This is a genomic window from Enterococcus sp. DA9, assembly GCF_008000875.1.
GTDB classification, from domain to species: Bacteria; Bacillota; Bacilli; order Lactobacillales; family Enterococcaceae; genus Enterococcus_B; species Enterococcus_B lactis.
In genome coordinates, this window is the sequence record NZ_CP042839.1 from 1,145,375 (window position 1) to 1,160,580 (window position 15,206).

The 15,206-nt window shown below is 39.0% G+C and carries 12 protein-coding genes; 10 read left to right on the forward strand and 2 right to left on the reverse strand.

The features are described from left to right. Positions 1-127 precede the first annotated feature (127 nt). The 7 genes from FTX43_RS06415 to FTX43_RS06445 all read left to right on the forward strand — a co-directional run bounded on the left by FTX43_RS06415 (position 128) and on the right by FTX43_RS06445 (position 9,967). The gene (locus FTX43_RS06415; protein WP_147606890.1) at positions 128-1,423 is read left to right on the forward strand and encodes an FAD/NAD(P)-binding oxidoreductase; all 1,296 of its coding nucleotides are present in this window, start codon (positions 128-130) and stop codon (positions 1,421-1,423) included. Beyond that, entirely contained in the window at positions 1,413-2,873 is a 1,461-nt protein-coding gene (locus FTX43_RS06420) for a helix-turn-helix domain-containing protein (protein WP_147606891.1), read from the forward strand. Before FTX43_RS06415 ends, FTX43_RS06420 begins: the two co-directional genes overlap by 11 nt. Positions 2,874-3,008: 135 nt before the next feature. Beyond that, positions 3,009-4,505, forward strand: a complete 1,497-nt coding sequence (glpK, locus tag FTX43_RS06425) for a glycerol kinase GlpK (RefSeq protein WP_002314031.1) — start codon at positions 3,009-3,011, stop codon at positions 4,503-4,505. Positions 4,506-4,518: 13 nt separating this feature from the next. Beyond that, entirely contained in the window at positions 4,519-6,342 is a 1,824-nt protein-coding gene (gene glpO / locus FTX43_RS06430; RefSeq protein WP_002314032.1) for a type 1 glycerol-3-phosphate oxidase, read from the forward strand. Beyond that, positions 6,343-7,059, forward strand: a complete 717-nt coding sequence (locus tag FTX43_RS06435; RefSeq protein ID WP_002292560.1) for an MIP/aquaporin family protein — start codon at positions 6,343-6,345, stop codon at positions 7,057-7,059. A gap of 305 nt (positions 7,060-7,364) precedes the next feature. Beyond that, positions 7,365-9,293 carry an endonuclease MutS2 gene (locus FTX43_RS06440; RefSeq protein WP_087064089.1) on the forward strand — a complete coding sequence of 643 codons (1,929 nt, stop codon included), beginning with the start codon at positions 7,365-7,367 and terminating at the stop codon, positions 9,291-9,293. A 119-nt stretch (positions 9,294-9,412) separates the two neighbouring features. Next, entirely contained in the window at positions 9,413-9,967 is a 555-nt protein-coding gene (locus FTX43_RS06445; protein WP_002310692.1) for a CDP-alcohol phosphatidyltransferase family protein, read from the forward strand. Between the two features lie 159 nt (positions 9,968-10,126). Here FTX43_RS06445 and FTX43_RS06450 read toward each other — a convergent pair whose 3' ends face one another. Both FTX43_RS06450 and FTX43_RS06455 read right to left on the reverse strand, forming a co-directional pair. After that, a complete protein-coding gene (locus FTX43_RS06450; protein ID WP_002330734.1) occupies positions 10,127-10,441 on the reverse strand; it encodes a DsrE family protein in 315 nt (104 codons plus the stop codon). A gap of 13 nt (positions 10,442-10,454) precedes the next feature. Continuing rightward, complete coding sequence (locus FTX43_RS06455; protein ID WP_002292566.1) at positions 10,455-10,715, reverse strand: metal-sensitive transcriptional regulator; 261 nt, start codon at positions 10,713-10,715, stop codon at positions 10,455-10,457. A gap of 167 nt (positions 10,716-10,882) precedes the next feature. Between FTX43_RS06455 and FTX43_RS06460 the strand changes: the two genes are divergently transcribed. From FTX43_RS06460 to FTX43_RS06470, 3 genes are all read left to right on the forward strand, one after another. Continuing rightward, positions 10,883-11,197, forward strand: a complete 315-nt coding sequence (locus FTX43_RS06460; protein WP_002316644.1) for a rhodanese-like domain-containing protein — start codon at positions 10,883-10,885, stop codon at positions 11,195-11,197. 1 nt (position 11,198) lies between these two features. Next, positions 11,199-12,854 carry an FAD-dependent oxidoreductase gene (locus FTX43_RS06465; RefSeq protein WP_002348307.1) on the forward strand — a complete coding sequence of 552 codons (1,656 nt, stop codon included), beginning with the start codon at positions 11,199-11,201 and terminating at the stop codon, positions 12,852-12,854. 82 nt (positions 12,855-12,936) lie between these two features. After that, a complete protein-coding gene (locus FTX43_RS06470) occupies positions 12,937-15,072 on the forward strand; it encodes a UvrD-helicase domain-containing protein (protein WP_147606893.1) in 2,136 nt (711 codons plus the stop codon). Positions 15,073-15,206: the final 134 nt, after the last annotated feature.

Sequence of the window (15,206 nt, forward strand, 5' to 3'; positions counted from 1 at the left end):
ACGGTAGGATGGAGAGAGTGTGTTCTGCTACGCTGCTATGGATCATAGGAATGAGTAAACATGGTTTAAGAACATTGTGATTTCAGCCCATTGGCAGTCGCACACTTAATAAGAAAGAGGAATGCAGATGAACATTATAATTGTCGGCGGGTCGTTTGCAGGGATTCATGCGGCTATTTATCTTCGCCAATTGATACCAACAAGTGAAATATATTTGATTGAAAAGCAATCGAAGTTAGGGTGGATTCCCAGCGGATTCAATCTGATAGTAAAAGGAAAGGTCACCAGTGAAAAACAACTTTCTTGGATCACCAAAGAAGAGCTGATTGACCGCTATCGTATCCATGTTTACACAGAAAAGACGGTAATAGGATTGGAAGAAAAGAAAGTCATTTTAGCAGGCGGAGACAAACTGGATTTTGACCGTTTGATTTTGGCGACTGGCTCAAATCAAAATTTTCGAAATGTTCCTGCAGAAGCAAGATTCATTCACTCAGTTAAAAAGATACAAAACATAGCTTCTCTTCAGCAAAAGATCATGGATGCAAAAAAAATTGCCATCATTGGAGCAGGTCAAGCAGGGATCGAAATAGCTGAAGGGTTAGCATCAGGAAAAACACAAATCCATCTTTATGAAAGTCGAAAGTCGATTCTTTTTCGTTATCTAGACCCTGAAATGACGGAACCGTTAGTAAAGGAAATGAAAAATCAAGGGATATCGCTTTTCTTAGAAGAGCAAGTCGTATCTTTATCCGAAAATGAAACCGCTGTAGTAGAGACGGAAAGAAGAAGGGAAAACTATGATCTTGTTTTGCTGGCTAACCATTCTCGCCCCGACAATCAGATGTGGGAAGAACAATTAACATTGAATGATGATGGAACGATCTGGGTAGATGACTATTTGCAAACGTCTCAAAAAGACGTCTATGCAATTGGCGATGCAATCCAAGTCACTTTTCGCCCAACAAATGAAAAAATGTACGTTTCTCTAGTAAACAACGCTGTCCGTACAGCGCGAAATGTCAGCAAGACAATTAGCGGCTCCGCGACAAAGGATCAGGGAACCTACCGACCAGTCGGCAATCAGTGGTTTGGCTATTTCTTAGGAAGCGTAGGTATGACAGAAGAAGAAAGCATTTTTTATCCCCAAAAAATTGAAACAGGGTACGCGGAATACAAGCTTGCAGCAATAAACCAAAGCAAAGTCAAAATCAAATTCCTATTTGATTCTGAAAAAAAGATTCTTGGAGCACAGCTCCAAAGCAGAAAAGAAATGTTCCATCTTCTTGACCAACTGACAATCGCAGTAGAAGAAGGCTGGACGTTCGAACAGTTAGAAGAACATGAGCTGTTTTTCCAGCCAGAATATCGTGTGCCTGATATGGTGTGGTCAAAGGTGGCGAATACTGCCTATGAAGATTGAAGCATTATTAGAAAGAAAAGAGCAGTTACAGATCCTGATTTTGCGAAAACTTGTTCTGCAAGGGGGAACAGCCTCTATCAATGGATTGAGAGAGCATGTCCAACTGTCAAAAACTTCTTTTGATCAATATTTGGAAGATATTGAATTGATTGGCCGGATGATGGGAAAAAAAGTAGAAGTACAGCGAAACGAGTATCAGGCGCTGCTTGTGTTGGACGAAGATGTCAGTTTGGAAAAAATTCTTTTGTTTTTATTACAGGAAAGCTTGAAGTTTAAAATGCTTGTCTATTTATTAGAACACCAGCAAGTATCCATCGTTCGATTAGCGACAGCGTTTAATATCAGTGAGTCTTCTGTTTTTCGAAAAATCAAAGAATTGAACCAGCTCTTAGAGGAATTTGGATTACAAATCAAAAACGGTCAATTATACGGAGAAGAGCTACAGATCCGATATTTTTATTATGAATTATTCCAATATATCCCGGAAGACCAACGACCGTTTTTTTTGCAAAATACACCAGAAAAAAGACCATTCATTCTAGGATTGGGTCGCGTATTAGAAACGACGTTTACGGCATCAGCAGAAGCACAGATTGCTTGCTGGCTCGGGATCACGAAAAAAAGACTATTGAATGAAAAAAGTACGTACGCAACTTTGGAAGAAAAGAAATTACTCTATCAGTCGGATCGGCTTTATCAAGCAATCGATCCAATCATCGTGATGCATCTTAGTCGAACAGCAGCAGAACTGAATGTATACGAAACAATGATGTTTTACAGCTTTTTTGTTTCTTTTTCGATAGTAGACGAAGAAATATTTTATCAATATGATTTGACACGGAGCAAAAAGTTACCCACAGCTGTTTTGGATACTTATATTCGGGAAACGATGCTATGGCATTATCGTCCTCGTCGTTTGAAAATCAAAGAGGAAAAAGCAGTAGGCTACCAAATTTCACAAATCAACAATGAATGGTTTTTCTTTGTTGGAAAGATCGAAGTCTACGAGCGTGATCGGCTTTTGGAGCAGCAGCAAAAAATGCTTGGGCATTCCTTAACACAGTTATTGGAGAAACTACAGGAAACAGCGATGCAGCAATTGCCAAGGAAAAGCACCGAAGACAGTGCACTTAGTTATCTGATGATCCAGTATGCCAATGTTCTTTTGATGATCGATTTTTATATTGCGAAACCAGTAGTGATAGGGATCGATTTAGAAAGTTTGCCTATTTATCGTATTGCTTTCCAACAGTATCTGATCAGAGAACTGAGAGGAGTCAGCGGTATTGAGATTGAAAGTTATGAAGAAGGAAAAAACTATGATTTGGTCATAACGTTTTGTCAGAGAAACAAGCAACAGAATGAATATTATCTATCAGAATTTGCGTCGCCTTATGACATTATCCGATTGAAAAGAAGAATAGAAATGTTGAAAAAAGAAAAGAATTAATCAAAAACTAGCATCATAATGAAAAACTGTCAAAAAAAGAAAAAACGAATAAAATTTTGACAGTTTCTTTTTTTAAATGAGTAGTATGATAAAAGTAGTTAAAGAAAGCGTTTGCAGATAATGGAGGGAATCACAATGACAGAACCAACGTATATCATGGCGATTGACCAAGGTACAACTAGCTCACGAGCAATTATCTTTGACAAGAAAGGAAGACATATCGGCAGTTCTCAAAAAGAGTTCACGCAATATTTCCCGCAAGAAAGCTGGGTTGAACATGATGCAAATGAAATCTGGAATTCTGTACAGTCAGTTATTGCCGGAGCTTTCATCGAATCAGGGATCAAACCAAATCAGATTGCTGGGATTGGCATAACGAACCAGCGTGAAACAACAGTAATCTGGGAAAAAGATACAGGACGTCCAATCTATCATGCAGTTGTTTGGCAATCCAGACAATCAGCTGGAATTGCAGATAACTTAAAAAATGAAGGCTATCAAGAATTTTTCCACGAAAAAACAGGGTTAGTGATCGATGCCTATTTCTCAGCAACGAAGATACGCTGGATTCTTGATCATGTAGAAGGTGCGCAAGAACGCGCTGAAAAAGGCGAGTTAATGTTTGGAACGATTGATTCGTGGTTAGTATGGAAACTGACCGATGGACAAGCACATGTTACTGATTACTCGAATGCTAGTCGGACGATGTTGTTCAATATCCATCAGCTAGATTGGGATCAGGAAATTTTGGATTTATTGAATATTCCTCGAGTGATGTTACCAAAAGTTACTTCTAACTCAGAAGTTTATGGTTATACGCAAGGTTATCATTTTTATGGAAGCGAAGCACCAATTTCAGGGATGGCAGGAGACCAGCAAGCTGCATTATTCGGACAAATGGCATTCGAACCAGGGATGGTCAAGAATACTTATGGTACAGGTTCATTTATTGTCATGAATACCGGTGAAAAACCGCAATTATCCAAAAATAATTTATTGACGACAATTGGTTACGGCATAAATGGAAAGGTTTACTATGCTTTAGAAGGAAGTATTTTTGTGGCTGGTTCTTCGATTCAATGGCTGAGAGATGGACTTCAAATGTTGCAAAAAGCTAGTGATTCGGAAGACGCGGCAAAACGCTCCACAAACGAAGATGAGGTCTATGTTGTTCCTGCATTTGTTGGACTGGGGGCTCCTTATTGGGATCAGTCAGCGCGAGGGGCTATGTTTGGTTTGACACGTGGAACGACAAAAGAAGATATCATTAAAGCTACTTTGCAGTCGATTGCCTATCAAGTGAGAGATATCATCGATACGATGCAAGATGACACTGGAATCAATATTCCTGTATTGAAAGTGGATGGCGGTGCAGCAAATAATGAATATCTGATGCAATTCCAAACAGATATCTTGAATGTACCGATCCAACGAGCAGAAAATTTGGAAACAACAGCACTAGGGGCAGCATTTTTAGCAGGATTAGCTGTCGGTTATTGGAAAGATACAGATGAGATCCGCGAATTTTATGAAGCTGGTAAGTTATTTGAAGTTCAAATGGAGGAAGAGCGCCGAGAAAAACTTTACAATGGCTGGAAAAAAGCAGTAAAAGCTACCCAAGCATTTGAATAAGGAGGAAATCCATATGTTTTCAAACAAGACAAGACAAGATAGCATTCAAAAAATGAAGCAAGAAGAATTGGATCTGTTGATCATCGGTGGCGGAATCACTGGTGCCGGTGTGGCAGTCCAAGCAGCAGCATCAGGAATCAAAACAGGATTGATCGAAATGCAAGATTTTGCAGAAGGGACGTCCTCTCGCTCGACCAAACTTGTGCATGGCGGTATTCGTTATCTGAAAACATTTGATGTGGAAGTAGTAGCTGACACAGTTGGTGAACGTGCAGTCGTACAAGGTATTGCCCCACACATCCCAAAACCAGATCCAATGCTTTTACCAATCTATGAAGATGAAGGAGCAACAACCTTCAATATGTTCTCCGTCAAAGTAGCAATGGACCTTTACGACAAACTGGCAAATGTGACAGGAACTAAATATGAGAACTATACCCTGACACCAGAAGAAGTATTGGAAAGAGAACCATTTTTGAAAAAAGAAGGACTAAAAGGTGCAGGTGTTTACCTTGATTTCCGCAACAATGATGCCCGTTTAGTGATCGATAATATCAAAAAAGCTGCAGAAGATGGGGCTTATCTAGTAAGTAAAATGAAAGCGGTTGGCTTCTTATATGAGGGCGATCAAATCGTTGGCGTCAAAGCTCGTGATCTGCTGACAGATGAAGTGATCGAGATCAAAGCAAAATTAGTGATCAATACGAGTGGTCCTTGGGTAGATAAAGTACGGAACTTGAATTTTACGCGTCCAGTCTCTCCTAAAATGCGTCCAACCAAAGGGATCCATTTAGTCGTAGATGCGAAAAAACTGCCTGTACCACAACCCACATACTTCGATACAGGAAAACAAGATGGGCGGATGGTCTTTGCTATCCCAAGAGAAAACAAGACTTACTTTGGCACAACAGATACGGATTACCAAGGAGACTTTACGGATCCGAAAGTCACACAAGAAGATGTGGATTATCTATTGGATGTAATCAACCATCGCTATCCAGAAGCAAATATCACATTGGCAGATATCGAAGCAAGCTGGGCAGGACTTCGTCCACTATTGATTGGTAATTCTGGTTCTGATTATAATGGTGGAGATAATGGATCGATTTCAGATAAGAGCTTCAATAAAGTAGTTGATACAGTGAGTGAATATAAGGAAAATAAAGTTTCACGTGCTGAAGTAGAAGATGTGTTAAACCATTTGGAAAACAGCCGTGATGAAAAAGCACCTTCTACGATTTCCAGAGGTAGTTCTTTAGAAAGAGAACCAGATGGATTGCTGACTTTATCAGGTGGGAAAATCACCGATTACCGTAAGATGGCAGAAGGAGCTTTACGATTGATTCGTCAGCTGTTAAAAGAAGAATACGGAATAGAGACGAAAGAAATCGACTCTAAAAAATATCAGATTTCAGGTGGAAATTTCGATCCAACGAAATTAGAAGAAACAGTGAAGGAATTAGCAAAAGAAGGAGTAGCAGCCGGTTTAGAGGAAGAAGATGCTACTTATATCGCTGATTTTTACGGGACTAATGCTCGACGTATCTTTGAATTAGCAAAAGAAATGGCACCTTATCCTGGTTTGAGTCTCGCTGAGTCAGCTCGGTTACGTTATGGCTTAGAAGAAGAAATGGTTTTGGCTCCAGGTGATTATCTCATTCGTCGGACGAATCATCTGTTGTTTGAACGAGATCAGCTGGATGAGATCAAGCAACCTGTGATCGATGCAATTGCTGGGTATTTTGGGTGGACAGAAGAAGAGAAAGCGCAACAGACTAAACGTTTAGAAGCATTGATCGCAGAATCAGATCTGCGAGAACTAAAGGGGGAGAAATAAATGAACAGTGATATGACTCAAATCATGGGGGAGTTTATTGGGACATTGATCCTAGTCTTGCTTGGAGATGGTGTGTGTGCAGCTGTGAATCTAAACAAAAGTAAAGCACAAGCTTCTGGATGGATTGTCATCGCATTTGGTTGGGGACTTGCTGTAACAATGGCTGTCTATATTTCTGGATTCATGGGCCCAGCTCATTTGAATCCTGCAGTCTCTCTAGCTATGGCGATGACAGGGGCAATTAGTTGGAATCTTGTCGTTCCTTTCATCATTGCGCAAGTTTTAGGAGCTTTTGCAGGGGCCATTCTTGTTTGGCTTTCTTATTTGCCACATTGGAATGCAACGAAAGATGAGAGTGCGATTTTAGGTACGTTTGCAACAGGTCCTGCTATACGGAATTATCCAGCAAATGTAATCACAGAATTAATTGGTACATTTGTATTAGTTCTTGGGTTGCTAGCTTTTGGACAAAACGAATTTGCACCTGGAACGAACGTATTCGCTGTAGGTGGATTGATCTTAGCTATCGGTCTTTCATTAGGAGGACCAACAGGATACGCAATCAACCCTGCTCGGGACTTTGGTCCTCGATTAGCACATGCGGTATTGCCAATAGCTAATAAAGGAACTTCAGATTGGGCATATTCATGGGTACCAATTGCAGGCCCAATGATTGGAGCAATTATCGCGGTAGGTGTCTATTCGTTAATGGTGTAAGTCTATAAAACATACTAAGGTTTGACAATCAAAAGGCGTCTTGCTATAGTTAAGTGGAAAATAAATAAGACCTAGAAGAATGGGGAATGTTTTGTGAGTGTAGCTGGTATCTAATCAGTAAGTCGAATAGCCAATAAACAAGGTTTATTTGGTGTGCTTATGAAACGGTACCTGTCAGGAAAACAATATCTTTGTATTCTAATGAGGATAGGACATGACTTTTTTAAGCTGTGTTCTATCCTTTTATTTATCTCTAGGCCCTTATTTATTTTGGGACAGGTATCTCTTCAAGAAAAGGAGAGAGTATGAACAACGAAATGATTAGTCAATTACAATTTGATCGGATCAAAAAGGAAATCCAAGCAAGAGCAATCGGAAACTATAGCAAAAAACGAATCAACAATATGACGGCCTCGACAAACCTACAAACCGTCTTAGATCGTCAAGAAGAAACAAGAGAAGCACGCTTGATCTTAGAAAGTAGTCAGCATGTTCCATTTATGGGATTGCCGAGGATCGATACACTGACAGAACAAGTCAAAAAAGGGTTGGTTCTGTCGCCCGCTGATTTGATCGAATATGCGGATTTTCTAAGAAGCAGTCGGATGATTACAAAGTTTTTTGATAAGAATCAATACCAGGCACCTTTGTTGTTTGCTTATAGCAAGCATCTTCCTGATTTGATAAATGTAGAAGAGTTGATTGACCAAAAAATAAAAAATAATAAAGTCAGTGACGATGCTTCACGTAATCTGCGTAAAGTACGCAAACAATTACAAATAATCGAAAAAGAAATCCAGTCAAAATTGCTGAAATTCTTACGTCATCCGAAAAACAAAGAAATGATCCAAGAAGCAATGATCGTTCAAAAAGGTGAATATTATACGATTCCTATCAAAGTCAGCTATAAAAATAAAGTAGATGGGACGATCATCGATGAATCGAACAAAGGAACGACGGTTTTTATTGAACCGACTGTGGTTTCTAAACTGAATGAACACTATCAATTGTTAAAAGCTGAAGAAATCAGTGAAGAATATCAAGTTCTGGCTGCATTGACTGGTGCTATTGCAGAAAATGAAGAAGCAATCGATTTATTGATCGAAACGATGACGGTATTAGATATCATTTTTGCTCGGGCAAAATTCAGTCGAGAAATCAATGGGATCACGCCTAAAATCAATAAATCAGAACATATCGTCATCAAACAAGGCAGACATCCATTTTTACCTGATCATGCGGTACCATTGGATATTGAAATCGGTAAAGACTATCGAGGCTTGATTATCACTGGAGCAAATGCCGGCGGTAAAACAGTCGTGTTGAAGACGGTCGGTTTATTGACTTTGATGGCGATGTTCGGCATGCAAGTTCCGGCAAAAGAAGGGACAGAGCTTGCTGTCTTTGATGAGGTTTTCGTCGATGTCGGTGACCACCAAAATTTAGAAAATGCGTTGAGCACATTTTCTGGTCATATGCAAAACATCGCTGCTATTTTGAAAAAGATAAAAAGGAATACATTGGTACTTCTGGATGAGATTGGCAGTGGAACAGAGCCAAATGAAGGGGCTGCATTAGCGATTGCAATCATGGAATCTATGTATGAGCAGGGGGCATTGATCATTGCCACGACCCATTATGGAGAAATTAAGAAATTTGCCAGGGATCATGAAGATTTTGTGCCGGCTGCTATGGCTTTCGATCGGGAAGCACTTCGTCCTAAATATCAATTGCGTGTTGGAGAAACAGGAGAAAGCCAAGCTTTATGGATTGCACATAAAATGGCTATGTCTATGAAATTGATCCAGCAAGCAGAGCGTTACCTGGAGGAAAAAGCCTATCGGACACAGAAAAAAGAATTTCCTCCTAAGACAGCAGTTATAACTAGGAAGGACAATAAAAAAGAATGCCAGCTCTTTGCAAAAGGCGATCGAATATTTGTGAATGAATACCAAAAAGAAGCATTAGTTTATGAGGATATAGGTGAAGATACGATTGCCGTATATTTAGAAAAAGAAATGATCCGTGTGCCTCGTCAGCGCGTTCGTCTGGTGCGTTCAGCAGAAAATCTGTACCCGACAGGTTACGATTTAGACAGTCTGTTTATCGATTTTAAAACACGGAAACAGCAGCGTGACCTAGAGCGAGGATCAAAAAAAGCCCATAAAGCGTTAGTAAAAGAAATGCGTAAACGACAGGAAGAAAGAAGAGCAAAAGATGAAAAAAGCAAGTGATTATTTTAGACCAACTCATATGATCAGTGATTGCAAAAAAATAACAGCAGTAAAATCATTTGTTTTATTCTCTATGTAAGCTAAAATAAAAAAGAGTGCTGAGGAGGTGGGTCGGTCAAATGAAAATAAGCACAAACTGGCGTAAAGAAATCCAAACGATTCCGAATCTTTTATCGATATTCCGTATTCTCTTGCTGCCGATTTATCTTTATTTTGTGCTGAGACAGTCGTTTTATGTAGCAGGCACGATAATTGTTGTCTCAGGATTGTCTGATTATTTAGATGGGGTCATTGCTCGGAGATATAATCAGGTAACAGACTTAGGGAAGGTACTTGATCCGTTTGCAGATAAATTGACACAACTTTTCCTGATTTTGTCTATGGCATGGTATCGACCGTGGCTTTGGCTATTGTTTGGTCTATTCTTGATAAAAGAAGGCTTTATGTTTGTAGCTGGATTAATCGGGCTATCTAAAAATATCAAATTAAGTGGTGCGAAGTGGTATGGCAAAGTAGCGACTGCTGTCATCTATGTTGGCATGATCCTTTTGTTGCTTTTCCCAGAATTACCAACGCTGTGGGTGAGAGTCATTTTTGCCGTCATCACTTACGGTCTTTTACAATCTTTTATCTTGTATGCTGTCGAGTACCGAAAGATGTTTCAAAGAAAATAAAGAAGGGGTGTGACCTATGTCGCACTCCTTTTTTTGATAAATAGACTTCCAATAGCTACTTCTCGATAATAAGCCAACCAAACCAAAAACATGAAAAGTTGTTTTTAATATTATTTCTTGTAACTCGGAGTTAAATGGTAGGATCACAACCTCTACTGACTAGGGCTTGATATAAGCATAACCTTGGGATTGCAGTTCAACTAAATCAAGTACACCTGCTGGTACAACGATTACTTGTTCAGGTAAAGAACTTTCTGAAACATGATTAGCACGCATAGCATTCGCACAAGCGTGAAAAACGACTTCTTTCAAATTTAAGAATTCTGCATTGGCAGAGTCTAGATAACCGGTAATCGCGATGCCGTTGACGGAAACGACGATCGTCGTTTCAGGAGAAGCTTTTATCAGGTTTTTTACGTTTTTCCCTGTTTCTGACCATTTTTCTAATTCATCAATATGGAAAACGACTTTCATTGAAATCATTCCTTTACTTTTTAATAATCATCTTGATTGCTTGCTCTAATTTAGCTGCTTGTTCTTCTGGATTACTATCAGGATTTTCAAAGCAATTTTTCAGATTATCTGCAACGATCATTCCCATTACGCGATCAATGCTAGAACGAACAGCGCTTAATTGAGTGATGACATCCATACATTCTTTTTCATCTTCGATCATTTTTTGGATACCACGAATTTGTCCCTCTGTACGTTTCAAACGGTTCAGGATATTTTTATTCTCAATCTCCATAGCACATTCTCCTCCATTTTTATAACTCGATAATACCCCTAATCGGTATTTTATGCAAATATAAAAAGCAGTAAAAAAATGAAGAGTCATTCTGGTTGACAGAATAAGAAAGCTCTTGTTTAATATACCCCATAAGGTATTTATAAAATATAAATGAGGTGCAGAAAATGAGTTTGTTATTTCAACCCATAAAATCGATAACAGTCCCAGAATTAAAGGAAAAGCTTTTAGAAAAGCCAGTATTACTTGATGTTAGAACACCTGTAGAATACCGGGGTGGGCATATAAAAGGAGCTAAAAATATTCCATTACAAGGCATAAACAGATATGATGGAGACAAAGAAAAGACCGTTTATGTGATTTGTCAATCAGGGATGAGGAGTAAACAAGCAGCAAAAGAATTAAAGAAATCTGGTTATGATGTGGTGAATGTACGTGGCGGTATGAATCAATGGTTTGATCGAACAGTAGGAGGGAAATAAGATGAAAATCGTTATTGTCGGAGGTGTAGCGGGTGGGATGTCTGCTGCTACACGGCTTCGCCGTTTAATGGAAGATGCAGAAATCATTGTTTTTGAAAAAGGACCGTATGTTTCTTTTGCAAATTGCGGCTTGCCTTATTATCTTTCGGGTGAAATCAGTGACCGGGAAAATCTTCTGGTCCAAACGCCAGAATCATTAGCTGCTCGTTTTTGTTTAGATGTGCGTCCAAACCATGAAGTGACAGCTATCTTTCCTGAAAACAAAACAGTAGAAGTCGTACATGGAGGTCAAAAACACCTGGAACAGTACGATGTATTGGTTTTATCTCCTGGCGCAAAACCAGTTGTTCCGTCAATTCCAGGGATAACAGAAGCCGACAATGTTTTTTCTATTAGAAATGTACCAGACATCGATAAAGTGATGCATGCGTTAGAAAAACAGCCAAACCGTGCCGTGATCGTTGGTGCAGGATTCATCGGATTGGAAATGGCAGAAAACCTAAAAAAAAGAGGTTTAGAAGTCATGGTGATCGAACAAGCGCCGCATATTCTTCCGACACTGGATGAAGAAATGGCAGCTTTTATAGAAAAAGAATTGTCTCATCAAGGAGTAGAAGTGATTACTTCTCATGCTGTCGCTAGATTTGAAGACCACGGGAAACGATTGCGACTGGATGACGGGCGTACCATCCCTGCTGATTTAGTTATTTTATCCATTGGTGTTCGTCCTGATAACCAGTTAGCAGTGACCGCTGGAATCGAATTAGGTATACGCGGGGGTATCCTAGTAGACGAACGATATCAAACGAATATTCCTGATATTTATGCGGTGGGGGATGCTATCGTTGTAAAACAGCTAATCACTGGAAAAGATGCACTTATTTCTCTTGCTTCACCAGCCAATCGTCAAGGTAGACAAGTTGCAGACACGATTTCCGGAATTTCTCGAAGAAATCAAGGCAGTATTGGAACAGCAATTATACGAACATTTGGAATGACCGCCGCATCCACCGGATTAAGTGAAAGAACAGCCAAAGAAAACGAGCTGTCTTTTGAAGTCGTTCATGTGTCAGGAAAAGATCATGCAAGCTATTATCCAGAAGCAACAGATATTTTACTGAAGTTGATCTTCCATCCAGAGACTGGCGAGATTTATGGTGCACAAGGTGTTGGGGCAAAAGGTGTGGATAAACGGATCGATATTTTAGCAACAGCAATCAAAGGGCATTTGAAGATCTTCGATTTGCCGGAGTTAGAATTGACGTATGCACCGCCATTTGGCTCAGCCAAAGATCCAGTAAACATGCTAGGATATGCAGCAATGAACATTGCAGAAGGGCTTAGTGAAACCGTACAATGGCATGAATTGCCAACAGAATTAGCCAAAGGAAAAATTTTATTAGATGTGCGAACAGCAGAAGAATTGGAAAAAGGCAAATTCAAGGAAGCCAAACATATCCCTTTGAATGAACTTCGGGACCGATTAAATGAATTAGACAGTCAACAAGAATATATCGTCAGCTGTCATAGCGGCTTACGTAGCTATCTAGCAGAAAGAATCTTGAAGCAGTCTGGCTACCACGTAAAAAACCTTGATGGAGCATTTTCTTTATATCAAACTGTCCGACCTGAAGAACTGATATATCCTAACAAATGATACTCGTTAAAAAGCTTGCATTCGACTCTTAAAAGAGGTAAACTAATCGGTTCCACCACTTTAAAAAAAGAGGAGAATGTGTATGGTCAACACACAAAAGCAGTTAGAAGAAGCATATCTGAAGAATGTGTATCAAAAGCTAATCGATAAAAGAAACGAACTGCGTGAATCGATGGATACGGCAAAAATAGAAGGAAACCAGTCGCTGAAAGAAATGGCTGGCGAGCTTCGATTGAATTTTGACAGTTACTTAGATAACCTGGATACTTTTTCGATGATTGAAATGAAAAATAGAGAAATCGATCAGATGAATATCAAACAGAAAAACGCAGAAAATCAGCTGGCAAAGATCGAACGTTTATTGAAAAGTCCCTATTTTGGAAAAGTCATTGTAGACTTTCTGGATAATGAGCCAAAAGAATCCTTTTATATCGGTACAGCAAATTTCACAGATGATGTAGATGAAAATCTTGTTTATGATTGGCGTTCACCAATTGCCGAACTTTTTTACAATAACGTGATTGGTCCGTCTTCTTATACGGTTCGTCAAAATAAAATCGATACGGTTATCAAAGAAAGACGACAATTTATTTTGGAAAGAGATCGTTTGGTCAAGTTTTTTGATACGTCTGTAGCTATCCAAGACGATGTGTTATTAGAAGTGTTAGGTCAAGATGAAACCAATGAAATGAAGGCTATCACTGCTACGATCCAATCGGAACAAAACACAATCATTCGGGATGTGAAAAGTCAAAATATCTTGGTAAATGGCGTAGCAGGAAGTGGTAAAACCTCTGCTATCATGCAGCGTATTGCGTATCTGCTCTATTTATATCGAGATACGATGACATCTGATGACTTGCTGATTCTATCGCCTAATCATCGGTTCATCGACTATATCTCGAATGTCCTACCATCATTAGGCGAAAGAAATCCACTGAATCTAACCATCTTGCAGCTGGTTTCACAGCTTTCAGCAGAGGAAATAGAAGGTGAAGAAGCTTATTTCAAACGTATCACGAAAGAAAATGTATCAGAGCAAGCAGAACATTTGCGTAGTAAAGAGTATATCGATGATCTAAAACGATCAGATCCTTTGTTTCTAGATCATCCTGATTTTATCCGTGGACTTACTAAAAATGGAAAAACAGTTCTTTCTAAAAAAACGATCGAAAAAATATATGAGAAAGTTCCTGCTCATCCTAAATTGATCGATAGGCTTCAAGCAACGAAAAAGGCACTGATGAGCGAATGGAAGAACCATCTTTTGAAACAAGCAAAAAGTCCTGCAGTGCAGAATCAGGTACTCTCGTTGACAGAAGATAGGCAGTTGAAATTATTCGGTGAATTGATTTCTGATGATTCGGAACAAAGTATCGCAACTTATGCAAGGAAACTTTTACAAAAAAACTATCGAAAAATAACCAGACAAATCGAAGAAATGGCGTGGGTGGATGAGCATCGATTGTTTGAAAGAATTTATGAAAAACGATATGGCTCAGCTTATGTTTGGCAACACACACGTACTGTTGATGAAGCAGTCATTTTATTAGCTATTCATCATTTGCTTGTTGAAAAGGTAAATGTACCAGCGTTTCGCTATTTATTGATTGATGAAGTCCAAGATTATACCCTGGCACAATTAGGTCTATTGATTGAATTATTTCCAAAAACTCACTTTACTTTAGTAGGTGACGAGAATCAAGCAATCTTTAATTCTTCCACTACTTTTGCTGATATTATGCGTTGTTTCGATGACTACCATCTGCCGATCCATCGATATGATCTTAGAAATAGTTACCGTTCTAGCGGAGCAATCACAGAGCTTTTCAAAACCTATGCTGTGGATCAAGAGAAGATCGACATCGTATCGATCCGACCGCAAGGAAAAGAACCCGAATACCGCTCTTTTCAATCCTCTGAAGAATTGTTGGAAATACTAGCTGAGATTTTGGCTTTTCTAAATGGAGAAAAAGCGGCAATTATCACCCAAACAGAAGAGGAAACCCAAACGCTACAAGAATCGATTAAAAAAAGTTCATATGGATTAGAAAACTGCCAGATCATTCCTTTGAGTCTAGCAAAAGGACTAGAATTTGATCATGTAATCTTGTATCCATTTGAAAACAATAGAGATGAGCAAAGAAGACGCAGACAAATGTACACGGCGATATCTAGAGGAATGAAAAGCATTGTCGTATTGGAAAGAGAAACATAATTAAGAGATAAAAAAATAAAAAGAACAACTGATAAAAAGAACAAAATATTTTTCATTTGCCGATGAGAAATGTTTTGTTCTTTTTCTTAGGAAAAATTTAGGAACACTTTATGTGAAAAGAAATGAAAAGTATG

What these genes read in the sequence shown, in the direction of transcription:
- FTX43_RS06415 (WP_147606890.1), top strand. Translation starts at nt 128, where the DNA reads ATGAACATTATAATTGTCGGCGGGTCGTTTGCAGGGATTCATGCGGCT.
- FTX43_RS06420 (WP_147606891.1), top strand. Translation starts at nt 1,413, where the DNA reads ATGAAGATTGAAGCATTATTAGAAAGAAAAGAGCAGTTACAGATCCTG.
- glpK (WP_002314031.1), top strand. Translation starts at nt 3,009, where the DNA reads ATGACAGAACCAACGTATATCATGGCGATTGACCAAGGTACAACTAGC.
- glpO (WP_002314032.1), top strand. Translation starts at nt 4,519, where the DNA reads ATGTTTTCAAACAAGACAAGACAAGATAGCATTCAAAAAATGAAGCAA.
- FTX43_RS06435 (WP_002292560.1), top strand. Translation starts at nt 6,343, where the DNA reads ATGAACAGTGATATGACTCAAATCATGGGGGAGTTTATTGGGACATTG.
- FTX43_RS06440 (WP_087064089.1), top strand. Translation starts at nt 7,365, where the DNA reads ATGAACAACGAAATGATTAGTCAATTACAATTTGATCGGATCAAAAAG.
- FTX43_RS06445 (WP_002310692.1), top strand. Translation starts at nt 9,413, where the DNA reads ATGAAAATAAGCACAAACTGGCGTAAAGAAATCCAAACGATTCCGAAT.
- FTX43_RS06450 (WP_002330734.1), bottom strand. Translation starts at nt 10,441, where the DNA reads ATGAAAGTCGTTTTCCATATTGATGAATTAGAAAAATGGTCAGAAACA.
- FTX43_RS06455 (WP_002292566.1), bottom strand. Translation starts at nt 10,715, where the DNA reads ATGGAGATTGAGAATAAAAATATCCTGAACCGTTTGAAACGTACAGAG.
- FTX43_RS06460 (WP_002316644.1), top strand. Translation starts at nt 10,883, where the DNA reads ATGAGTTTGTTATTTCAACCCATAAAATCGATAACAGTCCCAGAATTA.
- FTX43_RS06465 (WP_002348307.1), top strand. Translation starts at nt 11,199, where the DNA reads ATGAAAATCGTTATTGTCGGAGGTGTAGCGGGTGGGATGTCTGCTGCT.
- FTX43_RS06470 (WP_147606893.1), top strand. Translation starts at nt 12,937, where the DNA reads ATGGTCAACACACAAAAGCAGTTAGAAGAAGCATATCTGAAGAATGTG.